Annotated in this window: 17 protein-coding genes and 5 tRNA genes; 1 reads left to right on the plus strand and 21 read right to left on the minus strand. The window is 38.7% G+C overall.

The genetic code is table 11. The features are described from left to right. Positions 1–6: 6 nt before the first annotated feature. Positions 7–5,982 carry a Calx-beta domain-containing protein gene (locus HCN54_RS10975; protein WP_167597833.1) on the minus strand — a complete coding sequence of 1,992 codons (5,976 nt, stop codon included), beginning with the start codon at positions 5,980–5,982 and terminating at the stop codon, positions 7–9. Between the two features lie 7 nt (positions 5,983–5,989). Next, on the minus strand, positions 5,990–6,472 hold the full coding sequence (locus HCN54_RS10980) for a hypothetical protein (RefSeq protein ID WP_167597834.1): 483 nt from the start codon (positions 6,470–6,472) through the stop codon (positions 5,990–5,992). Between the two features lie 444 nt (positions 6,473–6,916). On the opposite strand from HCN54_RS10980, the gene HCN54_RS10985 reads away from it, so the two are divergent. Continuing rightward, the gene (locus HCN54_RS10985; protein WP_167597835.1) at positions 6,917–8,506 is read left to right on the plus strand and encodes a peptide chain release factor 3; all 1,590 of its coding nucleotides are present in this window, start codon (positions 6,917–6,919) and stop codon (positions 8,504–8,506) included. Positions 8,507–8,714: 208 nt separating this feature from the next. Here HCN54_RS10985 and HCN54_RS10990 read toward each other — a convergent pair whose 3' ends face one another. The 19 genes from HCN54_RS10990 to HCN54_RS11080 form a co-directional block, all read right to left on the minus strand. After that, complete coding sequence (locus tag HCN54_RS10990) at positions 8,715–9,029, minus strand: DUF3467 domain-containing protein (protein WP_072983811.1); 315 nt, start codon at positions 9,027–9,029, stop codon at positions 8,715–8,717. Between the two features lie 60 nt (positions 9,030–9,089). Next, positions 9,090–13,391, minus strand: coding sequence for a DNA-directed RNA polymerase subunit beta' (gene rpoC / locus HCN54_RS10995; protein ID WP_072983809.1), 4,302 nt, complete (start codon positions 13,389–13,391; stop codon positions 9,090–9,092). Between the two features lie 88 nt (positions 13,392–13,479). After that, the gene (rpoB, locus tag HCN54_RS11000; protein WP_072983807.1) at positions 13,480–17,292 is read right to left on the minus strand and encodes a DNA-directed RNA polymerase subunit beta; all 3,813 of its coding nucleotides are present in this window, start codon (positions 17,290–17,292) and stop codon (positions 13,480–13,482) included. Positions 17,293–17,480: 188 nt separating this feature from the next. After that, on the minus strand, positions 17,481–17,855 hold the full coding sequence (rplL, locus tag HCN54_RS11005; protein ID WP_072983806.1) for a 50S ribosomal protein L7/L12: 375 nt from the start codon (positions 17,853–17,855) through the stop codon (positions 17,481–17,483). Positions 17,856–17,912: 57 nt separating this feature from the next. After that, positions 17,913–18,434 carry a 50S ribosomal protein L10 gene (gene rplJ, locus HCN54_RS11010; protein ID WP_072983805.1) on the minus strand — a complete coding sequence of 174 codons (522 nt, stop codon included), beginning with the start codon at positions 18,432–18,434 and terminating at the stop codon, positions 17,913–17,915. A 10-nt stretch (positions 18,435–18,444) separates the two neighbouring features. Continuing rightward, positions 18,445–19,143: a 50S ribosomal protein L1 gene (gene rplA / locus HCN54_RS11015; RefSeq protein WP_072983803.1), complete on the minus strand. Its 699-nt coding sequence runs from the start codon at positions 19,141–19,143 to the stop codon at positions 18,445–18,447. A gap of 21 nt (positions 19,144–19,164) precedes the next feature. After that, positions 19,165–19,602: a 50S ribosomal protein L11 gene (gene rplK / locus HCN54_RS11020; RefSeq protein WP_009781168.1), complete on the minus strand. Its 438-nt coding sequence runs from the start codon at positions 19,600–19,602 to the stop codon at positions 19,165–19,167. Positions 19,603–19,671: 69 nt separating this feature from the next. Continuing rightward, positions 19,672–20,226 (minus strand): transcription termination/antitermination protein NusG, encoded by a 555-nt coding sequence (gene nusG / locus HCN54_RS11025; protein ID WP_009781169.1) that lies wholly within the window; start codon positions 20,224–20,226, stop codon positions 19,672–19,674. A 10-nt stretch (positions 20,227–20,236) separates the two neighbouring features. Next, complete coding sequence (gene secE / locus HCN54_RS11030; RefSeq protein ID WP_072983801.1) at positions 20,237–20,434, minus strand: preprotein translocase subunit SecE; 198 nt, start codon at positions 20,432–20,434, stop codon at positions 20,237–20,239. A 96-nt stretch (positions 20,435–20,530) separates the two neighbouring features. Then, a tRNA-Trp gene (locus HCN54_RS11035) sits at positions 20,531–20,603 on the minus strand. Between the two features lie 98 nt (positions 20,604–20,701). Next, a complete protein-coding gene (gene tuf / locus HCN54_RS11040; RefSeq protein WP_072983799.1) occupies positions 20,702–21,889 on the minus strand; it encodes an elongation factor Tu in 1,188 nt (395 codons plus the stop codon). Between the two features lie 137 nt (positions 21,890–22,026). Further along, positions 22,027–22,098 (minus strand) — tRNA-Thr (locus HCN54_RS11045). A 167-nt stretch (positions 22,099–22,265) separates the two neighbouring features. Beyond that, positions 22,266–22,338, minus strand: a tRNA-Gly gene (locus HCN54_RS11050). Positions 22,339–22,387: 49 nt separating this feature from the next. Next, a tRNA-Tyr gene (locus tag HCN54_RS11055) sits at positions 22,388–22,470 on the minus strand. Between the two features lie 73 nt (positions 22,471–22,543). Beyond that, positions 22,544–22,617, minus strand: a tRNA-Thr gene (locus HCN54_RS11060). A gap of 98 nt (positions 22,618–22,715) precedes the next feature. Beyond that, positions 22,716–23,018, minus strand: a complete 303-nt coding sequence (gene hpf / locus HCN54_RS11065; RefSeq protein WP_072983797.1) for a ribosome hibernation-promoting factor, HPF/YfiA family — start codon at positions 23,016–23,018, stop codon at positions 22,716–22,718. Between the two features lie 37 nt (positions 23,019–23,055). Next, on the minus strand, positions 23,056–23,952 hold the full coding sequence (locus HCN54_RS11070; protein ID WP_167597836.1) for a tyrosine-type recombinase/integrase: 897 nt from the start codon (positions 23,950–23,952) through the stop codon (positions 23,056–23,058). A 243-nt stretch (positions 23,953–24,195) separates the two neighbouring features. Then, positions 24,196–24,390: a 30S ribosomal protein S21 gene (gene rpsU, locus HCN54_RS11075; protein ID WP_009781174.1), complete on the minus strand. Its 195-nt coding sequence runs from the start codon at positions 24,388–24,390 to the stop codon at positions 24,196–24,198. A 90-nt stretch (positions 24,391–24,480) separates the two neighbouring features. Continuing rightward, positions 24,481–25,650 (minus strand): acyl-CoA dehydrogenase family protein, encoded by a 1,170-nt coding sequence (locus tag HCN54_RS11080; protein WP_167597837.1) that lies wholly within the window; start codon positions 25,648–25,650, stop codon positions 24,481–24,483. Between the last annotated feature and the right edge of the window lie 9 nt (positions 25,651–25,659).

Here is a 25,659-nt window from a genome sequence, read left to right on the forward strand (position 1 = left end):
TGGTCGTTACAGGGTATAGTCATCGCCCGCTAAAGCACTGCCAGGTACTGTAACTACATCTACTACAACATCTTCTGTACTTGGATTGTCTATACTTACAACAAACACAGCTTCACTGCCCTCAGCAACGGTAACATCACTGATGCTTACCTCTGGAAGGTCGTCCGGATTGTCGGTAATAGTAGCGGTTCCTACAGGATCGGTGTTTGAAGTGTTGCCACTAGTTACCGTCCCTTCTAAAGTGAACTGCTCTTCGCCTTCATATAAATCATCGTTAAGTGTACTTACAGCTACTTCTACACTGGTCTGTCCAGCCGGTATGGTTACCGTGGTCGTTACAGGAGTATAGTCATCGCCCGCTAAAGCACTGCCAGGTACTGTAACTACATCTACTACAACATCTTCTGTACTTGGATTGTCTATACTTACAACAAACACGGCTTCACTGCCCTCGGCAACGGTAACATCACTGATGCTTACCTCTGGAAGGTCGTCCGGATTGTCGGTAATAGTAGCGGTTCCTACAGGATCGGTGTTTGAAGTGTTGCCACTAGTTACCGTCCCTTCTAAAGTGAACTGCTCTTCGCCTTCATATAAATCATCGTTAAGTGTACTTACAGCTACTTCTACACTGGTCTGTCCAGCCGGTATGGTTACCGTGGTCGTTACAGGAGTATAGTCATCGCCCGCTAAAGCACTGCCAGGTACTGTAACTACATCTACTACAACATCTTCTGTACTTGGATTGTCTATACTTACAACAAACACGGCTTCACTGCCCTCAGCAACGGTAACATCACTGATGCTTACCTCTGGAAGGTCGTCCGGATTGTCGGTAATAGTAGCGGTTCCTACAGGATCGGTATTTGAAGTGTTGCCACTAGTTACCGTCCCTTCTAAAGTGAACTGCTCTTCACCTTCATATAAATCATCGTTAAGCGTACTTACAGCTACTTCTACACTGGTCTGTCCCGCCGGTATGGTTACCGTGGTCGTTACAGGGGTATAGTCATCGCCCGCTAAAGCACTGCCAGGTACTGTAACTACATCTACTACAACATCTTCTGTACTTGGATTGTCTATACTTACAACAAACACAGCTTCACTGCCCTCAGCAACGGTAACATCACTGATGCTTACCTCCGGAAGGTCGTCCGGATCATCCAAGATGGTACCTATAGTTTCTGCAACAAGATTTCTAGTATTATTAGTTTGAACAGCTCCAGAGATATTAAAGGATTCAGTACCCTCGTAAGTATTATCCTCAAGAGAATTTACTACATAGTTAACAGATAATTGGCCGGCAGGAATTATAATCAATTCATTTACAGCAGCAGTATAATCTAAGCCTTCAACGGCGGTATCATCTGACGTATTAACCTGTATAACAACATCTTCAGCAGAAATCTCATTTATACTAAAGGTAAAAGTTAGCGGATCTCCTTCTGTGACTGTAACAGGTTCTACAGAAAGTGTCGGATCAGCTTTCACCAAAATACTAACCGTAGCAACATCACATTCACGATCTGCAATTGGACTATCAGCATCACAGATTTGATACTGGAACGAATCATTTCCAAAGAAATCAGAATCAGGAGTATACACAAAATAATCGTCAGTGATATCACCAGTAGTACCATTATCATTTAAAGTCAAGGTTCCATTAGAAACACCGGAGACTAAAGCTATAGAACCAGCACCGTCATTTCCAAAATAATCATTAAGCAGAACGTCTAATGTATTATTTTGAGAATCTTCTGAAACTGTAAATTCATCATCTTCAGCTATTGGCGCGTCATCCAATATATTGACTCGAACGACAGCATCATCACAATCACCATCAGCATCACAAATTTGATATTTAAACTCAACCGGCTGTAAATTTAGTAATGGAGGACTATACGTTATATAATCATCTGTAGGGTTGTTTGGAGTACCGCCATCATTGAGTACCGCCTCTCCAACAGCAGGTTGCGTTAAAATAGTAATGGTTCCAATTGATGGTCCATCAGGACCAAAAATATCATTTTCAAGCACATCTATATCTACAGGCTGCACTGGACGAATAGGACTTGCAATGGCTGTATCATCATTTGCCACTGGCCTTCCATCATCAACAAAATTGTTCTGACAAGATGAGATAAGATTTATAACGCGTATTATAGTATTATCAGTAGGATCTCCTTCAGCATCATCGATACTTACATAATTCTCAAGATCCGTTTCAACAATAGTATATTGCACATCAACTAAAGCAGACGGTATAGCGGTTGCATATCTATAATTACCATTTGCATCCGTAGTTAAGGTTGTTGAGCTTCCATCGGTGCCATCTATTTGAATAGTTACACCTACTAAAGGATCACCATCTTCATCAGAAACATTTCCACAAATTACAGGCGCTGTCACAATTGTTGATTGTGGATCTGTATAGTTTGCGTTACTGAAAGCTAAAGAGTAGTAACGATCAATATTTCCGTTTTCTTTACCTATAGTGTAATTCAAAGAAGATCTACCTTCATAATAGGTACTAAAAGTGTACCTAGGATCGGTCGAAATATCCCCTCCCGGAGCAGTACTAGGATTATTAGCTGTACCTCTTACAGAATTCGGTCTTCTATCAATGTTAATTAAAGTATTAGCTGATTGATAATATGCATCAGATAATGTAAGCTCTGCATATTCACGTGTTCTAACACTATCTCCGTCGATATCGAATGGAGTAGCAAAAAATGAAATTACTACTTCATTACCATAAGAACCTCCAGACTCCACAAAAGTAATATTGAACTCTATATTCTGATCTCCATTATTCGAGCTTCTCAATTGTGGTTGAAAATTATTTGCAACACCTTGCGAATTCACATCTATACTTGCAAGAGAAGCTCCATTTCTTAAAGCTTCAATTCTCACCAACGCATCTATAGGGTCAGGACTATCAGAAAAGACATTTGAAAACCTGTAAACAGCACCAACTTGACCAGCCGTACCCGAAATTAGCTGAGCATCTCTAAAGTTAGTCTCACTGTATAAGGGCGCACAGTCACAGCCACGCTCTCCCGGAGGTACCACAATAACATCAGAAACTGTAACATCAACAGTCGCCTCACTCTCGTCACCATCAAGATCAACAATTTTATATCTAAATGTATCAGTACCAATATAATCTTGATTTGGTGTGTAGACTATTGTATCATCAGACAAATCAGCAGGAGTACCGTTGTCGTTAATAACAACTGAACCATTAACCGGTTGCTGAGTTATTACTAATGGTTGTGATGAAGACGGCCCATCTCCACCAAAATCATCGTTAGTTAATACATCTATATTTAGAGAGGTATTGACACTTACTTGTCGTGAATCATCAACTGCCGTGGGCACAAAACAGGCGGTTATAGAACTATCAATTACTGCTTGTGTATTATCTTGAGGAGAGCCCGCAAGAGTAGGCACACCATTTTCATCCACACCACCTGGTGTGTTGGCTAAATTTAAATTAGCTGTTAAATCAGATTTATCAAAAGTACCTGCTCCTTCAATAGCATCAGGGCAACCATCATTGTCAGAATCTGTATCTTTAGAGTCTACAATCTTATCATTATCAGTATCTCTATAGGTTTCGGTTAGAACTCCGAAGATAAATCCATGAGGGTCGTTTCCTTTAAATTCAATTTCAAAATTAGAAACTTCTCGAGTTACATAGAAAAATGTATATCCATTTGATTTTTGAGATCTGGGGGGATAAGTTGAAACTGTATTCCCAATATCATTTGTCACCGGAGGCGAAGCTCCATTAAACTGAGAATAAAGCCCTGTACTATATACATCAACATTACCTATCACACGCAAAGGCACACTTGAAATATCATACCCCATTTCACCGCCTACCTCTTGATACTCAGCTCCACCAAGCCCCGCTATACCAATTATAAAAGTGTACTTTTCTGTTTCAGAAGATAATGCTTCGGCAGAGGTACCATAATCAATTTTAATAGTTCGCTCGTACGCATTACGCGGAACACCACGCAGATCTAAATATTTAGTTTCAAATGGCACCTCTCCACCATTGATATTTATTGTACTATTTGCTACTGGTGGCGGTTGATAAATCCTCCATTGCTGTTCTTGACTTGAATTAGTTCTAGGGCTGAAACCATCAATCACTTCAAGAGTAACACCTCCACTAGGCAAACTTGCAGAACCATTAGGTTTTAATGGAAAAACTCCGGTTCCTCTAGTATTTAAGTCATTTACTGTACTCTGAGTCGGGTTTGCTAAAACTGCCGTGGAAGCATTTCCTTCAAATGCATCTAGAATCCCATCATTATCATCATCATCATCACAATTATCAGGAACACCATCCCCATCTGTATCTATACCTGTACAATAATCTGCGCAAGAATCTGCAGCTATACTCACAATAACCGCTTCATTATTACCTATTTGACAAGAACCAGTTGTTTCTGTCGAAGACAAACTCGTTTTCTGCGTAGAATTTAACACCCCCTTGTAGGTAGCATTTGTTTGAATAGCAAAAGTTGAGCCTGCGACGGAGCAATTCTCCGAAACATTTAATCTAAATGACAATGTAAACTTATCATCAGTATCTTCAACTAAATTATCAGCCACACTGAATGTCAGAATTCTTGAAGACGCATTGTATGCAGCGGTTACCCCAGAAGGTAGATTAGAAGTCCCTCCATATTCCACACTACCCGGTAATGTATAATTAATACGCAAATCACGCATATCATCATTACCATAATTCTTCACATCAAAACTTACTTCAAATTCCTGATTAACATACACCTTAGGATTATTACCCAATGCTGTAGTCAATAACATAGGCTCAAGTTCTGGCTCATAAACTTCTACAGCAAAACCTAGCATGTACATGCTATACGTTTCTTGATTAGAAGTTAACCTAAACACGGCTTGTGTTTGATTATTGGCTAAAAGAGAATTGTTTGGGTTATTTAGGGTAAAAACACCAGAATCAAAACCAAGAGTATTTGTACTTGCCGGATTACGGTTAGTCACATCTTGACCATAACGCGTGATCCTACTATTAAAGAAATTGTCCTCTGGCCTTTTTGCTGTTGAGATGTTTGCAAAACTATTCGAGGTATTGCGTATTTGCAATTTATCCCCGGTAAGATCACGATCTCCTTCTAATGCACCAAAAACGACATCAGCATTTACAGCTCCATTGGGCACAGTTTGAAAACCATTAACAACAATATCATAGTTATTTTGACCTGAATTACGAGTTACATTAGCAAAACCATCAAATAATGTAATATTCCTACTAGGCAAATCACTATTCTCATAAACAAAAACGATCTGCCAACCGGCAGATGCTCCAATTCTATCTCCAGCACCATGACCAATAATAGTCCCTGTCTTAGCTTCAACATTGGCTACAGTATAAGTCCCGGTATAATTTGTTCCCAAGGACTTAACTTGAGAAGTAATATCCTTAACACATGCATAAGGATCGTTCTGAAAATGCTCATTCCTACCCCTATACAAAACTTCATCTGCAGTATAGGTAGTATAAGAAGATTGACCTGGTAATTTCAGTTTTATATCGTCGTAATCCCAATCTGGTCTATTATCAGCAGTCTTACCGTTATCATAGATTATCTCCTTATCTCCTGCTGTCCAATACAAATAGGCTTTGACGATCTGAACACAACTACCATTGCCAACAGAGCCTAGATCGGCACTACTAGAATTGAAAGTCGAATTATCGCCATCAATATCAACATAAACATTATCGGTAAGGTTATGGTTACCCTCGGCCCCATTATATGCAGTTGTGGCATTTACAGACATCATATTGTTAGCAATAGCTGTAAAATTCCCACGCAAGGTTTCAGAATAACGTACATCAAAAGAATTCTTTAACTGCGCTGTGGCGGTTAAAGAAAAACTTAGAAATAAAGACCAAAAAATAGATTGAGTAATTTTTATTTTCATGTATTATCTATTTGGAGTTGGAATTACCTGGATTCAATTGTTTTATCACAACAGAACCTCCTTGAGAGCGAGATCCTCCCTTCGGTATAAGTTGGATTTCAATACAACTCCAAGAAGTTGTATCAAGATCAATTTTAGTCGTTTTTAAAGTAAATGTAGCTTTGGATGCTGCATCAACGGTGATTGAATTAATTACAGCACCAGCTTCCGAATTAAGCTCAAATTGAACTTCTTTATCCGCTAAACTTCCATCATTACAATCAACCAACGCAGCTGTCAACTCATAAGTCGTTTTGCTACTATTAATATTGCTTACATCTATAGTGTAATATTGAATTGTTTCTGACAAAGAATGATCTAAATCCCGACTGTAGGTCAAAGAAACAGATGATTGTGCAATCACCCCATTGGTAAACAATGTGAGCATTGTAATTGTGATGATTAATCTAGGGTAAGAGAATAAAAAGTTGAGTAAGGTATTGTTTATCATGATTATTGATATAAATCGTCGAGTATACGTATTGCTAGAATTAAATGTTTCAAAACAACATATATTTCTATTGAAATTTTACTCAAAATGATTACAGCAAAATCCTTTTACCTTAGGGGAAGATTCAACTTAATACACTCTGACTCAATAAATATATATTGAAACGAATTTAAGAACGTATTTAAGTTGGGATAACAAAGATATTAATCGTTTTACCTGCTTAGAGCTTAACACATCTATTTTAGATATAAACACAATATCATCGATAAAAAACCGTTACAAACACCGCCTAACCCTAAATTATACAAGTTTAATCCTACAAATCACAACTAAAATCATAAGCTCACAGTCTTCAAAACCATCATACAACAATACTTAGATCAACAAGAATAAATCTTTAATTAAGTAGGCAAAGCTTATATTTGCCGACTTAAATTTGGAGTTATGAGTATTAAAAAAGAGATTGCCCGTAGACGTACGTTTGGTATCATTTCTCACCCTGACGCCGGTAAAACCACACTTACTGAAAAATTATTACTTTTTGGTGGAGCGATTCAAGAAGCTGGCGCAGTAAAATCGAACAAAATAAAAAAAGGAGCTACCAGCGACTTTATGGAAATTGAACGTCAGCGTGGGATTTCGGTAGCGACTTCTGTGCTGGCTTTTGAATATAACGGTACTAAAATAAATATTCTTGATACTCCCGGTCACAAGGATTTTGCCGAAGATACTTTCAGAACCTTAACCGCTGTTGATAGTGTGATCGTAGTTATCGATGTTGCAAAAGGGGTTGAGGAACAAACTGAAAAATTAGTTCAGGTTTGTAGAATGCGTAAAATACCAATGATTGTCTTCGTAAATAAACTTGATCGTGAAGGAAAAGATGCATTTGAACTTTTAGATGAAATTGAGCAAAAATTAGATCTTAACGTAACTCCTCTAAGCTTTCCTATTGGTATGGGATATGACTTTAAAGGAATTTACAATATTTGGGAAAAGAACGTCAATCTATTTAGTGGTGACAGCCGAAAAAACATTGAAGAAACCATTGAGATTGAAGATATAAGTTCAACAGAACTCGATAAACTGATTGGCAGCGAGTCTGCCGAAACATTACGTGAAGAATTAGAATTAGTAACCGGTGTTTATCCTGATTTTGATCAACAAGATTATTCAAAAGCCGAACAACAACCTGTATTTTTTGGTTCTGCTTTAAATAATTTTGGCGTACGCGAACTACTTGATTGCTTTATTTCTATAGCACCACCTCCTCGACCAAAAGAAAGTGAAGAGCGTATTGTAAAACCTGAAGAAAAGGACTTCACAGGTTTTGTGTTTAAAATCCACGCCAATATGGATCCTAAACACCGCGACAGATTAGCCTTTGTGAAAATCGTATCTGGAGTATTTGAGCGAAACACGCCCTATTTACACGTGCGAAATGGCAAAAAATTAAAGTTTTCAAGTCCCAATGCATTTTTCGCAGAGCGGAAAGAAATCGTTGATATTTCCTATCCCGGTGATATTGTTGGACTTCACGACACCGGAAACTTTAAAATCGGAGACACCTTAACGCAAGGGGAAGAGATTCATTACAAAGGAATTCCTGCGTTCTCACCAGAACATTTTAGATATATCAATAACGCAGACCCTATGAAATCTAAGCAGTTAGAAAAGGGAATCGACCAATTAATGGACGAAGGCGTTGCCCAGCTATTTACACTCGAGCTTAATGGAAGAAAGGTAATTGGTACGGTGGGCGCACTTCAGTACGAAGTTATTCAATATCGATTGGAGCACGAATATGGCGCTAAATGCACCTACGAACCTTTAAGCGTACATAAGGCCTGCTGGGTAGAACCTAAGGATCCAAAAAGTGAGGAGTTCAAAGAATTCTTGCGAGTAAAGCAACGCTTTATGGCTAAAGATAAAAGAGGACAGTTAGTATTTTTAGCTGATTCCCCATTCACATTACAAATGACTCAGCAAAAATATCCAAACGTAAAGTTGCATTTTGTGTCTGAGTTCAAATAAGGACTTTTAAACCCATATAAATTCAACGATACAATAATTATTAACTAAACTACAAAGACTGTTTAAATAGGCTCGTACGAGTTCTAAAATAATGATAATATAAAGCAAGCTTATACACATCTAACATCTAGAAAGCTTTACTCTATAAAATAGAAAAACCTGAGAATAATCTCAGGTTTTTCTATTTTGATCATTAATCAACTTTTAATTAAGCCTGTCCTGTCGGACCAAAATTCAATGGTATGGGTTGCTTTTCATAATCTTTGATTTCGCCGTGCGCCTTTTCAAAACGCTTTACATTTTCCTGTAACGCCTTGGCAAGTCGCTTAGCGTGTTGTGGAGTTAGAATAATGCGTGACTTCACTTTACTCTTCGGAGTTCCCGGCATGATGTTGATAAAATCAACCACAAATTCTGAAACCGAATGATTAATTATAGCCAAATTAGAATATTGACCTTGCGCAACATTCTCATCAAGCTCAATATTTAATTGCCCATTTTTATTTTTTTCATCTTCAGTCATCTTTCCCTATTAGGTATAAAAAAACAGCTTCATTTCTGAAGCTGTTTTTGATATAAATTATTAATTAAAATTTACTTCTTCTCGAGCAGCATTGAGTTCTTCAAGCTCCTGCTTACTTCCTACGATAATCTTATCGTATCTACGCAAACCTGTACCTGCAGGAATTCTATGACCTACAATTACATTTTCCTTAAGCCCTTCTAAAGTATCAACTTTACCGCTTACTGCAGCTTCGTTAAGTACTTTAGTTGTTTCCTGGAAGGAAGCAGCAGAGATGAATGATTTCGTCTGAAGTGAAGCTCTTGTAATACCCTGTAATACCGGAGTTGCCGTAGCAGCTACAACATCACGAGCAGTTGCAAGGTTTTTATCTTCTCTTCTCAAGATTGAATTTTCATCGCGTAATTCACGAGGTGAAATGATTTGTCCCGCTTTAAGCGTTTCAGAATCACCTGCATCTTCAATTACTTTCATTCCGAAGATTGCATCATTCTCAGTGATGAAATCATCTTTATGAACCAATTGATTCTCTAAGAAAATAGTATCACCTGGATCTTGAATTCTAACTTTACGCATCATTTGACGCACAACTACCTCAAAATGCTTATCGTTAATTTTCACACCTTGTAGACGATAAACTTCCTGTACTTCATTCACCAAGTATTGCTGAACCGCTGAAGGTCCTTTAATCGCTAAGATATCCTCTGGAGTTACAGAACCGTCAGATAACGGCATACCCGCTCTCACAAAGTCATTTTCCTGAACAAGAATCTGGTTAGATAACTTCACTAAGTATTTCTTAACCTCACCAAGTTTAGATTCAACGATAATCTCACGGTTACCACGCTTGATTTTACCGAAAGAAACAACACCATCAATCTCACTTACCACAGCAGGATTTGAAGGATTACGTGCTTCAAATAATTCGGTTACACGTGGAAGACCCCCTGTAATATCCCCTGCTTTTGCAGACTTACGAGGAATCTTAACAAGAATCTTACCTATTTTAATTTTCTCATCATCATCTACCATCAAGTGCGCACCAACAGGTAAGTTGTAAGAACGAATTACTTCGTCTTTTTTACCCATAATATGTAAGGTAGGAATCATTCGTTTGTTACGAGATTCTGAAATTACTTTCTCTTGGAAACCGGTTTGTTCATCAGTCTCTACTTGGTAAGTAACCCCTTGCTCTATATTTTCGTATTTGATCTTACCTGCGAATTCTGAAATAATCACACCGTTAAATGGATCCCAAGTACAGATCGTATCTCCTTTCGCTACTTTGTCTCCATCCTTCATAAAGAGTTGAGAACCATAAGGAATGTTATTAGTACTTAATAAGATTCCGGTTTTAGCATCAACAATTTTTGCTTCAGAAGTACGAGAAATAACGATTTGTGAAGTTGAACCATCAGGAGCTTCCCCTTCAACAGTCTTAAGATCTTCAATCTCAAGGCGACCATCAAATTTAGAAACCACTTTGTTTTCCTCAGAAATGTTACCCGCAATACCCCCAACGTGGAAGGTACGTAGTGTAAGCTGAGTACCCGGCTCACCAATTGACTGAGCAGCAACAACACCAACAGCCTCACCCATCTGAACCATTTTATTGGTTGCTAGGTTACGACCGTAACATTTAGCACAAATACCTTTACTAGCTTCACAAGTTAGCGGAGAACGTACTTCAACACTTTCGATTGGAGCTTTAGAAATCTCAGCACCTAATTCTTCAGTAATTTCTGCACCAGCCTCAACAATAACTTCACTGTTTAGCGGGTTAACCACATCGTTTAACGCAATACGACCAATGATACGAGCCTCAAGTGTTTCAACGATTTCCTCATTCTTCTTAAGCGCAGAAACTTCAACACCTCTTAATGTACCACAATCTTCACTGTTTACAATTACATCTTGAGATACATCAACCAGACGACGTGTTAAGTAACCCGCATCTGCCGTTTTAAGTGCCGTATCCGCAAGCCCCTTACGAGCACCGTGCGTTGAGATAAAGTATTCAAGAATTGATAACCCTTCTTTAAAGTTAGAAAGAATCGGGTTTTCAATAATTGCACCACCACCATCGTTAGATTTTTTAGGCTTAGCCATCAAACCACGCATACCGGTCAACTGACGAATCTGCTCCTTAGAACCACGAGCTCCAGAGTCTAGCATCATAAACACCGAGTTAAACCCTTGCTGATCCTCACGGATACGCTTCATAGACAATTCGGTCAACGATGCGTTAGTTGATGTCCAAACATCAATTACCTGGTTGTAACGTTCAGAGTTTGTAATAAGACCCATGTTGTAGCTAGACATAATTCCGTCTACCTGAGTATTCGCCTCTTCGATCATTTCGTATTTCTCAGCAGGAATAATAATATCCCCAAGTGAGAACGACAATCCACCTCTAAATGCGAAAGTATATCCTAGTGTCTTGATACTGTCAAGGAACTCAGCAGTACGCGGAACACTGGTTAATTTTAGAATACGTGCGATAACATCTCTAAGTGACTTTTTAGTCAATACTTCGTTGATGTACCCACACTCTTCCGGTACGCTTTCATTAAATAAGACACGACCCACTGTAGTATCGATGATTTGGTAAACTAACTCACCGTTCTCATTGAAATCTTTAGTACGTATTTTAATGTTAGCGTTAATATTTACACGCTTTTGGTTGTGCGCAATAACAACTTCTTCTGCACTGTAAAAAGTAATTCCTTCTCCTAAAATAGGATGCTCAGGAGTACTCTTACGTGCTTTAGTCATATAATATAGACCCAATACCATATCCTGAGAAGGTACTGTAATAGGAGCACCGTTAGCAGGGTTAAGAATATTGTTTGAAGCAAGCATTAACATTTGCGCTTCTAAGATCGCTTCAGGACCTAATGGTAAGTGAACCGCCATCTGGTCACCATCAAAGTCGGCGTTAAATGCCGTACACACTAATGGGTGAAGCTGAATCGCCTTACCTTCAATAAGTTTAGGCTGAAATGCCTGAATACCTAAACGGTGAAGCGTAGGAGCACGGTTTAGCAATACCGGGTGTCCTTTAAGAACATTCTCTAAGATATCCCAAACTACTGGCTCTTTTTTATCTATAATCTTTTTAGCAGACTTTACGGTTTTTACAATTCCTCTTTCGATCAATTTTCTGATCACGAAAGGCTTGTAAAGTTCTGCTGCCATATCTTTAGGCAGACCACACTCATAAAGTTTTAATTCTGGTCCAACAACAATTACCGAACGCGCAGAATAATCTACACGCTTACCAAGTAAGTTTTGACGGAAACGACCTTGCTTACCTTTTAAGGAATCAGAAAGTGATTTTAAAGGACGGTTTGAGTCGGTTTTTACCGCTGAAGATTTACGAGTATTATCAAATAGTGAATCTACCGCTTCTTGAAGCATACGCTTCTCATTACGCAAAATTACCTCTGGAGCTTTGATTTCCATCAAACGCTTCAAACGGTTGTTACGAATGATCACACGACGGTAAAGGTCATTTAAATCTGAAGTCGCAAAACGACCACCATCAAGTGGCACAAGTGGACGTAATTCTGGTGGAATTACAGGAACTACTTTCATAATCATCCACTCAGGTAGATTCTCGCGATTCTTATTAGCATCACGCAGAGATTCTACAACCTGAAGACGCTTTAATGCTTCGGTTTTACGTTGTTTTGAAGTCTCATTGTTAGCTTTATGACGCAAATCGTAAGACAATTCATTAAGATCAATACGTCTTAATAAATCAACTAGACATTCTGCACCCATTTTAGCGATAAACTTATTTGGATCGCTATCTTCTAAGTACATATTTTCTTGAGGAATAGACTCAAGAACGTTTAGGTATTCTTCTTCCGTAAGGAAGTCCATCTTCTTAAGCTCCTCTCCTTCTTCATTCTTAGCTATACCAGGCTGAATAACTACATAGCGCTCGTAATAGATAATCATATCTAATTTCTTAGACGGAAGACCTAAGAGATACCCTATTTTATTTGGCAAACTTCTAAAGTACCAGATGTGTGCAACAGGCACTACAAGGTTGATATGCCCAACACGGTCTCTACGTACTTTTTTCTCAGTAACTTCTACACCACAACGGTCACAAACAATGCCTTTATAGCGTATACGCTTATATTTTCCACAAGCACACTCATAATCCTTTACAGGACCAAAGATGCGCTCACAGAACAAACCATCACGCTCAGGCTTGTGCGTACGGTAGTTTATAGTTTCTGGTTTTAACACCTCTCCGCGCGATTCAGCCAAAATCGCTTCAGGAGATGCAAGACCAATAGAGATTTGATCAAATCTCTTTACTGCATTCTTATCATTATCTCTTGCCATAATACCTTATGTCGAAAATTATTCTTTTTTAACTGCTTGATACTTTTTAAATAAGGTTACGCTTCCGCGGAAGCGCAACCCTCAGTATCTATTCTTCTAGACGAATGTCTAGTCCAAGTCCTTTAAGTTCGTGCATTAATACGTTGAACGATTCTGGTAAACCAGGCTCTGGCATTGGCTCTCCTTTTACGATACTCTCGTAAGTTTTAGCTCTACCAATAACATCGTCAGACTTCACGGTTAAGATCTCACGCAGGGTAGCTGAAGCTCCATAAGCCTCAAGTGCCCAAACCTCCATCTCACCAAAACGCTGACCACCAAACTGTGCTTTACCACCTAGCGGCTGTTGCGTAATTAATGAGTAAGGCCCTATAGAACGTGCGTGCATCTTATCATCAACCATATGCCCTAGTTTAAGCATATAAATCACACCTACGGTTGCCGGCTGATCAAAACGATCACCTGTACCACCATCGTAAAGATACGTATGACCAAATCTTGGAATTCCTGCTTCATCAGTAAGCTCATTGATCTGATCTAAAGTAGCTCCGTCAAAAATTGGAGTTGCATACTTACGACCTAATTTTTGACCTGCCCAACCAAGAACAGTTTCATAAATCTGACCAATGTTCATACGAGAAGGTACACCAAGTGGATTAAGTACGATATCTACAGGAGTACCATCTTCTAAGAATGGCATATCTTCTTGACGTACGATACGTGCAACAATACCTTTATTACCGTGACGACCTGCCATCTTATCCCCTACTTTCAGTTTACGTTTTTTAGCAACGTATACTTTAGCAAGTTTGATAATACCCGCAGGAAGCTCATCCCCAACAGAAATGGTAAACTTCTCACGACGTAAATTACCTTGAAGATCATTTTCTTTGATTCGGTAATTATGTAATAAATCTGCGATCAATACATTAGTCGCGTCATCAGTCGTCCAAGTACCTTGATTTAAGTGTGTATAATCTTCAACAGCATTAAGCATCTTAAGCGTGAACTTCTTTCCTTTAGGAAGAACTTCTTCACCTAAGTCATTCTTAACACCTTGAGCAGTTTTTCCATTAACTAACTGGAAAAGTTTGTCAACTAAAATCGCTTTAAGATCATCAAATTTCTGATCGTATTCTGCTTCTAATGCAGCGATATCTTCTTTGTCTTTAGCACGCTTGCGCTTATCTTTTATCGCACGAGCAAATAACTTCTTATCAATTACAACTCCTCTTAAAGATGGAGAAGCTTTTAACGAAGCATCCTTAACATCCCCGGCTTTATCACCAAAGATTGCACGAAGCAGCTTTTCTTCTGGAGTTGGATCTGATTCTCCTTTTGGAGTAATCTTACCAATTAATATATCTCCAGGTTTAACTTCAGCACCAATTCTGATCATTCCGTTTTCATCAAGGTCTTTAGTAGCCTCTTCTGAAACGTTTGGAATATCATTGGTCAATTCCTCATTACCTAGTTTAGTATCTCTAACATCTAAAGAATACTCATCTACGTGAATAGATGTAAAGATGTCATCGCGTACAACTTTCTCAGAAATCACGATCGCATCCTCAAAGTTATACCCTTTCCAAGGCATGAAGGCTACTTTCATGTTTCTACCAAGTGCAAGTTCACCTGCTTCGGTAGCGTATCCTTGACACAATACCTGACCTTTTTTGACACGATCACCTCTTCTTACGATAGGCTTCAAGTTAATAGAAGTACTTTGGTTTGTCTTACGGAATTTAATTAACTGATAGGTTTTACTATCACCATCAAAACTTACCATACGCTCATCATCAGTACGGTCATATTTGATAGTAATTTCATTAGCATCTACATATTCAACTTCACCATCACCTTCAGCATTAATCAATACACGTGAATCAGAAGCTACCTGACGCTCAAGACCTGTACCCACAATAGGTGAATCTGCGCGTAAAAGTGGTACTGCCTGACGCATCATGTTTGACCCCATCAACGCACGGTTTGCATCATCATGCTCCAAGAACGGAATCAAAGAAGCCGAAATAGAAGCAATCTGGTTTGGAGAAACATCAGCATAATGAACTGTATTTGGCTCAACAACCGGGAAGTCACCTTCCATACGTGCAATTACGCGTTCTTCTTCAATCTTACCAGAGTCATCCATTGGGTTGTTTGCTTGCGCAATCAACATCCCTTCTTCTTCCTCTGCACTTAAATATTTTGGTTTAGTCTCTAAGTCAATTTTTCCATCGGTTACGGTGCGATATGGAGTTTCAATGAAGCCCATATTGTTCACCTTAGCATACACTGCTAAAGAAGAAATCAAACCAATGTTTGGACCTTCAGGAGTTTCAATTGGACAAAGACGACCATAATGTGTATAGTGTACGTCACGAACCTCAAAACCTGCACGCTCACGAGAAAGACCACCGGGCCCTAATGCTGAAAGACGACGCTTGTGCGTGATCTCTGCAAGAGGATTCGTCTGATCCATAAACTGAGAAAGCTGGTTGGTACCAAAGAAAGAGTTGATCACAGACGAAAGAGTTTTCGCGTTAATCAAGTCAATCGGAGTAAACACCTCATTATCACGAACGTTCATACGTTCACGAATGGTACGCGCCATACGTGCTAAACCAACACCAAACTGAGTAGATAATTGCTCCCCTACTGTACGTACACGACGGTTAGAAAGGTGATCAATATCATCAATCTCAGCTTTAGAGTTAATAAGCTCAATTAAATATTTTACGATAGTAATGATATCTTGTTTGGTAAGCACTTGCTTATCCATACCAATATCAAGACCTAATTTTTTGTTCATTCGGTAACGACCAACTTCACCTAAATTGTAACGTTGATCACTGAAGAATAATTTATCGATAATACCACGTGCTGTTTCCTCATCTGGCGGCTCAGCATTACGCAATTGACGATAAATATGCTCTACTGCCTCTTTTTCTGAGTTAGTAGGATCCTTCTGAAGTGTATTGTGAATGATTGCATAGTCAGCCAACTGATTATCTTCTTTATGAAGAAGAATTGTTTTAGCACCTGCATCTAAAATTTCGTCCACGTGTTCTTTCTCAAGAACAGTATCACGGTCTAATACAATCTCATTACGCTCAATAGATACAACTTCACCTGTATCTTCATCAACGAAATCCTCGTGCCATGTGTTCAATACACGTGCAGCGAGTTTACGACCTAAATATTTCTTTAATCCGGTTTTTGAAACTTTAACCTCTTCAGCAAGGTCAAAAATCTCAAGAATATCTTTATCACGTTCAAAACCAATTGCACGGAAAAGAGTAGTTACCGGTAATTTTTTCTTACGATCGATATATGCATACATCACACTGTTGATATCTGTCGCAAATTCAATCCACGATCCTTTAAAAGGAATTACACGTGCCGAATAAAGCTTAGTACCATTTGCGTGAAAAGACTGCCCGAAGAAAACACCTGGTGAACGGTGAAGCTGAGATACAACAACACGCTCTGCACCATTAATACAAAAAGTACCACTAGGTGTCATGTAAGGAATAGTACCAAGATAAACATCTTGTACTATGGTTTCAAAATCTTCATGTTCTTCATCAGTACAGTATAATTTTAAACGAGCTTTAAGTGGCACACTATACGTAAGGCCTCGCTCGATACACTCCTGAATTGAGTATCTGGGTGGATCTACAAAGTAGTCCAAGAATTCTAGTACAAAATTATTACGGGTATCCGTAATTGGGAAGTTCTCTAGAAAAGTATTGTAAAGTCCTTCATTTCCTCTTTCTTCAGACTTAGTCTCTAATTGAAAGAAATCTTGAAAGGATTTAATCTGAATATCTAAAAAGTCAGGGTATTCAGGTCTGTTCTTTACCGATGAGAAATTCAGTCTTTCAGCTTGTTTTGCTTGCATCTTCAACGAACGGAATTTAATTAAAATAGATTGAGAATCTGTTTATTCAGATTCTGAGACCTCTTAACATAAGAAATCTAAGGCAATAATAGTCGTAAATATTAGGAAAACCTTATATACGACAAATGGTTTAGGCCCATTTCGATAAATCGAAAAGACCTAAACCTTTGTATTTATAGTAGCTAAGCTTACTTAAGCTCAACTTCAGCTCCAGCTTCTTCTAATTGAGATTTGATAGCTTCTGCTTCGTCTTTTGCAATGCCTTCTTTGATTGGGCTTGGTGCGTTGTCAACAAGCTCTTTTGCATCTTTAAGACCAGCTCCAGTTAATTCTTTTACAAGTTTTACAACTGCAAGTTTAGAACCACCAGCGGCTTTAAGGATTACATCAAATTCAGTTTGCTCTTCACCAGCGTCATCACCACCAGCAGCAGGACCAGCAACAGCAACTGCAGCAGCTGCAGGCTCGATACCATACTCATCTTTTAAAATAGTAGCTAACTCATTTACTTCTTTTACTGTTAAGTTAACTAGTTGTTCTGCGAAATCTTTTAAATCTGCCATTTTTCTATCGTTTTAAAAAAAATTGTCTTTATATAAATTATTAAGTGCGTACGTTAATTAACCTTCTCTTTCTTGAAGGGTTTTAACAAGGCCAGCAATTGTAGAACCTCCTGATTTAAGAGCGCTGATAACGTTCTTAGCAGGCGACTGAAGAAGACCAACGATCTCTCCAATAAGCTCTTCTCTTGACTTGATATCTACAAGGGCGTCTAACTGATCGTCACCGATGTAAATTGCCTCTTCAATAAATGCTCCTTTAAGTAAAGGTTTTTCAGATTTCTTACGAAATTCCTTAATTACCTTAGCTGGTGCATTTCCTGTTTCAGAAAGCATAATTGAAGTGTTCCCTTTTAATACCTCAGGCAATTCTCCAAAATCTTTTTCTGAACTCTCCATTGCTTTTGCAAGCAATGTATTTTTAACCACGGCTAGCTTTACGTTTGCCTTAAAACAAGCTCTACGTAACTTAGACGTAGTGTCAGCATTAAGACCTGAAATATCTGCTAAATAAATATTAGCACTATCAGCCAACTGCGCAGTCAAATCTTCTATTACTTGTGATTTTTCTTCTCTTGTCATAATTTAACTTTTACTGCTCAGCAAAACGTTTTGAATCTACTTCAACACTAGGACTCATAGTACTAGACATAAAGATGCTTTTAATATAAACACCTTTAGCTGCAGTAGGCTTCAATTTTACTAATGTGGTTATCAATTCTCTTGCGTTAGCTGCAATTTTCTCAGCATCAAAAGACGCCTTACCAATCGCTGCGTGCACAATACCTGTCTTATCAACTTTAAAGTCAATCTTACCAGCTTTAACATCAGATACTGCTTTAGCGATATCCATAGTTACTGTACCGGTTTTAGGGTTTGGCATAAGACCACGAGGCCCTAATACACGTCCTAAAGGACCTAATTTACCCATAACGCTTGGCATTGTCACGATAACGTCAACATCTGTCCAACCGCCTTTGATTTTCTCTAAATATTCATCAAGACCAACAAAGTCAGCTCCCGCTTCTTTAGCTTCAGCCTCTTTATCTGGAGTTACCAGAGCAAGAACCTTAACATCTTTACCGGTTCCGTGAGGAAGTGTTACCACTCCACGAACCATTTGATTCGCTTTACGCGGATCTACATTAAGACGTACAGCTAAGTCAACAGAAGGATCAAAGTTTACTTTGCTTACTTCTTTTATTAAAGCTGAAGCTTCTGCTAAGGTATAGGTAGAACCAGAATCTACTTTAGCGCGTGCTTCTTTTTGCTTCTTTGTTACTTTTGCCATTTTAAATTGCTTTTTTGGATGTTAAAAAGGAGCCTGCCCTTTTACAGTTATTCCCATAGACCTTGCAGTACCTGCAACCATTCTCATTGCGCTCTCAACAGTAAACGCATTTAGATCTGGCATTTTGTCTTCAGAGATAGCTCTAATTTGATCCCAAGTTACACTAGCAACTTTTTTACGGTTAGGCTCACCAGAACCTCCTTTGATCTTAGCTGCTTCCATCAATTGGATGGCAGCAGGTGGCGTTTTAACCACAAAGTCAAAAGACTTATCACCATAAACAGTAATAACTACAGGAAGTACTTTACCAGCTTTATCTTGAGTTCTAGCATTAAACTGCTTACAAAACTCCATGATGTTAACACCGGCAGCACCTAAAGCTGGTCCAACTGGGGGAGAAGGGTTTGCAGCCCCTCCCTTAACTTGCAACTTAACAACCTTACTTACTTCTTTTGCCATTTTTAAAAATTTAGTTTGATATGCTCTTTAGTGGAAGCAGAAGAACGATATCTTATATATGTGTAACACTTATACTTTCTCAACTTGCATATAGCTCAATTCTAATGGCGTCTTTCTTCCGAAGATTTTCACCATCACCTCAAGCTTACGTTTCTCTTCGTTGATCTTTTCAACAGTTCCATTAAAACCATTAAAAGGACCATCAATCACTTTTACAGTCTCCCCAAGAACAAAAGGTATTGCAACGTTATCTGTTTTCACAGCCAACTCATCAACTTTACCTAACATTCTGTTCACCTCAGAAGTTCTAAGCGGCACAGGGTCTCCACCCTTAGTCTCGCCTAAAAACCCAATCACACCATTGATTGATTTAATCATGTGTGTTACTTCACCCCCTAGATTCGCGTGAATCATTATATAACCAGGAAAGTAAACACGCTCTTTATTTATTTTTTTACCGTTGCGTATTTGCACCACTTTTTCAGTAGGCACAAGTACTTGCTCGATATAATCTTCAAGATTAAAGCGAGAGATTTCTTGTTCAATATAACCCTTCACCTTATTCTCCTGACCACTTACGGCCCTTACCACGTACCAATCTTTGGTATTGTTTGCTATAGCCATTGTGATTGTTTTAAGCTCCTACCAGATTAAAATAAGCCTTGATTGCTCTACTAAATACTGTATCTACCCCCCAAATCGCTAATGAGAATACAATTGTAAAAACAACAACTACAACAGTGAGACGTTGCGCTTCTGAAAGCGGAGTCCAGGTAACGTGATTTTTCAATTCGTTATAAGACTCTTGAAGGTAATTAATTAATCCAGCCATATCGTTTAACTCTTTAAAAAGACACTCTGTCTTCTAGCGACTACCTGAAAGCAGCCTAACTAATACTAATCAAATTAAAATTTGATTTTCGTTTTGCACGGGTTGAGAGGCTCGAACTCCCGACACCTGGTTTTGGAGACCAGTGCTCTACCAACTGAGCTAAACCCGTAAAACTAGAGTTACCACAAAAGCAACCCTAAATTTTATTATAAAAATCAAGGCATCCGTTTACACGAACGCCTTAATTTATTAATCTATAATTCGTGATTATTCAAGAATTTCGGTTACCTGACCAGCACCTACAGTTCTACCACCTTCACGGATAGCGAAACGTAGACCTACGTTCATTGCGATTGAGTTGATCAATTCTACAGTGATTGTAAGGTTATCTCCAGGCATAACCATCTCTACTCCATCAGGAAGAGAAATGTTACCAGTAACATCAGTTGTACGTACATAGAACTGTGGACGGTAGTTATTGTGGAATGGAGTGTGACGACCACCTTCTTCCTTCTTAAGGATATAAACCTCAGCTTTGAATTTAGTGTGTGGAGTTACAGAACCAGGCTTAGTAATTACCATACCACGAGAGATTTGAGTTTTCTCAATACCACGTAATAAGATACCTACGTTATCACCAGCTTCACCTCTATCTAATATCTTACGGAACATCTCAACCCCAGTAATGGTAGAAGTAAGTTTTTCTGCACCCATACCAATGATCTCTACAGGATCTCCAGTATTAGCAACACCAGTTTCGATACGTCCAGTTGCAACAGTACCACGACCAGTAATAGAGAATACGTCTTCGATAGGCATCAAGAATGGCTTATCAACATCACGTGCAGGAAGCTCAATCCAGTTATCAACAGCTTCCATAAGCTCCATAACTTTATCAACCCACTTTTGCTCACCATTTAAAGCACCTAAAGCAGAACCTTGAACAACAGGACCATTATCACCGTCGTACTCGTAGAAGCTCAATAGATCTCTAACTTCCATCTCAACAAGCTCCAAAAGCTCTTCATCATCAACCATATCGACTTTGTTCATGAAAACAACGATACGAGGAATACCTACCTGACGACCAAGAAGGATGTGCTCACGAGTTTGCGGCATAGGACCATCAGTTGCAGCAACAACAAGAATAGCACCATCCATTTGAGCAGCACCAGTTACCATGTTCTTTACGTAATCCGCGTGACCTGGACAGTCAACGTGTGCGTAGTGACGGTTAGCTGTAGCGTACTCTACGTGAGAAGTGTTAATAGTAATACCTCTTTCCTTTTCTTCAGGAGCGTTGTCAATAGAGTCAAAACTTCTTAATTCAGAAAGACCCGCGTTAGCAAGTACAGTAGTAATAGCAGCAGTCAAGGTAGTTTTACCGTGGTCAACGTGCCCTATAGTACCAATATTTAAGTGAGGTTTGGAACGATCAAATGTTGCCTTTGCCATGATTTAAATAATTTTAATCTTAGTTATTATTAGTGTTCAATTTTTAAACTTACCTGATACGCAGCTATATGGTTTTTCTAAAACGCACAAAAACCGAGCACCAAGGGTACTAGTTTAAGTAGCAGCGACTGCTGTTGAGCCAACGACGGGATTTGAACCCGTGGCCTCTTCCTTACCAAGGAAACGCTCTACCCCTGAGCTACGTCGGCTTATATTTACCCTATCAAAACGACCGAAGTCTGAATTGCCCGGGCTGACCTATTCAGCTAAAGGGCTTTAAAAGTCATCTAATGACTAAAACCAAAGCCTATCAGGTTTGGTTTAAACAAAACCGAAAAACTTCGGTTAAAATAAATATCTATTTAAGATAATTAAGAGCGGGAGACCGGGTTCGAACCGGCGACATTCAGCTTGGAAGGCTGACGCTCTACCAACTGAGCTACTCCCGCATTGTGGGCGCCAAAATTAAAACAAATTTTAATTCTAGCAAAATAAAAGTGGGGAGAGCAGGATTCGAACCTGCGAAGTCTAATGACAACAGAGTTACAGTCTGTCCTCGTTGGCCGCTTGAGTATCTCCCCGATTGGTATTTTCAATATTTCAAAAAACGCTTCGACTGCGCTCCGCGCAAGCTCTAATTTGAGCTTTAAAAAGAGCCGATGGAGGGACTCGAACCCACGACCTGCTGATTACAAATCAGCTGCTCTAGCCAGCTGAGCTACATCGGCTTTTTATCGCCCCGTGAGGCATAAAAAAGTCCGCTATTTCTAACGGACTGCAAATGTAGAATAAATTTACTATTCACAAAACTTTTTTCAATTTTTTTTCACGCTGAAGCACGAATTTTTTGTTTTCGCCGCATCAACAAGCGCTCTAAAGAATGTGCACAATTGTCAGCACCCTCTTCAAAGGACTTTGCTTGTTTTTTCACTATCAACTCGTTACCCGGAACACTAAGCAAAATTTCAACAATTTTATTCTGTCGATCACTGGTATTTTCTAATTTTAAAAAAACATCAGCATAAATTATGTGATCATAAAATTTTTCCAACTTATCCATCTTTTTTTGGATGAAGTTGATGAGTTTTTGATCTGCTACAAAATGGGGTGTTTGCACATTTACTTTCATAGATCCACATGTTAAAAGGTTACTATTAATTGAAAATCTACTGTTTTTTAAAATTACGAGGGTGCGCATTTTTATAGACTCTTCCCAACTCTGCAATACTTGTATGTGTGTAAACTTGAGTAGAAGCTAAACTAGCGTGACCTAATAATTCTTTTACAGCATTTAAATCGGCCCCATTATTTAGCAAATGAGTCGCAAAAGTATGCCTTAGCATATGCGGACTCGTTTTAGTTTTTTGGGACACCTTACTAAAATAATCATTTATGATTCTGTAAACAAACGTTTCATATAATTTGTCACCCTTATTGGTCAGCAATAAAAACGGATTATTTTTATCAACCCCGTAATTTTCTCGAGCTTCCAGATATTTTTTCAAGCCTTCTTCAACCCAAAAAATTAATGGAATAATTCGCTCTTTGTTACGTTTTCCAAGTACTTTTATGTTGTGCGCACTATAATCTACATCTGAAATTTTAAGATTAATCAATTCACTTCTCCGCATTCCGGTTGCATAAAACAAAGAAACAATCGCCAGATCTCTTAAATCTGCAAACTCATCACTCGCTTGTAGTGCCCTAAGAACCGTATCAACTTCTGCTTCAGAAAAAGGTACTTGGATTTCCTTTTTCATTTTAAGGGACTTGTGTTGAGCTAATGGAGAATGCGTGATATTGCCGGTTTTAAGCAAGAATTTATAAAAGGCTTTTAAAGAGGAAATCTTTCTGTTTATGCTTCGGTGTGATACTCCGGCTTCGGTAAGTTGTGCAATCCACGATCTTACAAAGGTGTAGCTGATCATTTTTGGATCCTCAACCTCATAAAGCTCTTTCACGAAACAAAAAAAAGCCTCCAGATCTTTTTGATAAGCCAGAACGGTGTGCGCACTATACTTTCGCTCTAATTCGAGATAATCTATAAATGCGTTTAAGTACATAGAGCAAATTTTAAAGTAAGATAAGTAATGTACAAGAATTATCTCTTGTTTAAGGCGCTCTTCTATTCAAAGCAATTGTTTTAGCTAAATGAGTTTTATATACTACCAGCATAGCTTTTGCAACAGCTAAAATTCGGGCATAAAAAAATCCGCTAAGAAATCTTAGCGGATTTAATATTTTGAAAGAGGATTAGTCTTTCTGCTAATAACCATAGCAAGCTATGCGCTTACTGACGGAAATCATTAAATATTCTCTTGATCACGAAGGCCTTGAATATAAGACGCTTTCTGAATCTCTCTTCTACGCTCTACAGAAGGTTTTGTGAAAGCTTGACGATCACGTAGCTTACGCATAGTTCCCGTTCTATCAAATTTTCTTTTAAAACGCTTCAGCGCTCTATCAATATTTTCTCCGTCTTTTACTGGTATAATTAACATAGTGGTACCTCCTTTCTTTAAAATTCTTTTCAGTTTTCAGGCCGCAAAGATAGTTTAAACTTTAAAACTAACAAGCTGCTTTTAAAATATTTATTTTGTAGCCGGTTTATACTCCTTTTTATCGATAACCATTTTAGCGATAATTTCTTTTAAAATCTCAGAAGTACCGCCGCCAATAGGCCCTAACCTACTGTCTCTAAACATACGCGCCAATGGATAATCTTCCATATAACCGTAACCACCCAGCATCTGCAAGCACTTATAAATAACCTCATCTGCAATTTTTGTAGATAAGAGCTTAGACATACTTGCCTCTTTTACCACATAATCTCCGGTATTTAAGTTATGTGCTATACTGTAATTAAACGCCTTTACCATCTCGATCTCACTCGCCATCTCAGCTACGCTATGACGCAGCGCCTGAAAACGGTCTATGGTTTTACCAAAAGCCGTTCGCTCACTCATATATTGCATTGCATATTCTAAAGCAAATTCTGCACGGGCATGTGCATTTACTCCCATAATCAAGCGCTCTAAAGCAAAGTGCTGCATAATATACGTGAAGCCTTTATCTTCTTCGCCCATCAAATTAGCAACAGGTACTTTCACATCATTGAATGCAATTTCACCGGTATCTGACGCTCTCCAGCCCAATTTATCCAACTTAGTGGCGCTTACTCCTTCTGCGTTACGATCAATGACAAAAATGCTCAATCCTTTATTACCCTTACCCGGACTTGTTTTAGCGGCTACCACCAGGTAATCTGAATATACTCCGTTTGTGATAAAAGTTTTTGAGCCATTAAGAATGTAATGATCTCCTTCTAGAACTGCAGTGCTGCGCATACCGGCAACATCTGAGCCACCAAAAGGCTCTGTAATACACAAACACCCTATTTTCTCGCCGGTAATGCTAGGTGCTAAATACTTCTCTTTTATAAAGCTATCCCCTTCGGCCTTTAAATGCGTCATGGCTAAATACGCATGAGCCCACATGGCTGCAGCAAAGCCACCGCTATTAATACGCTGTAACTCTTCAAGAAAAATTACGGTGTAAAAAATATCAAGATCTAGTCCGCCATATTCTTCAGGGCTAGCCAAACCAAAGTAACCCATCTCCCCCATTTTGGTCCAGATAAAACGCTCAATCTCGCCCGTTTTCTCCCATTTCTCAATATGCGGAACCACTTCCTTTTGTAAAAAATCTCTCAAACTTTCTCTAAAGAGCTTATGCTCTTCTGAAAAATAAACGTTGTTCATTTAATCTCT

It is taken from the genome of Leeuwenhoekiella sp. ZYFB001 (genome assembly GCF_011784865.1).
GTDB classification, from domain to species: Bacteria; Bacteroidota; Bacteroidia; order Flavobacteriales; family Flavobacteriaceae; genus Leeuwenhoekiella; species Leeuwenhoekiella palythoae.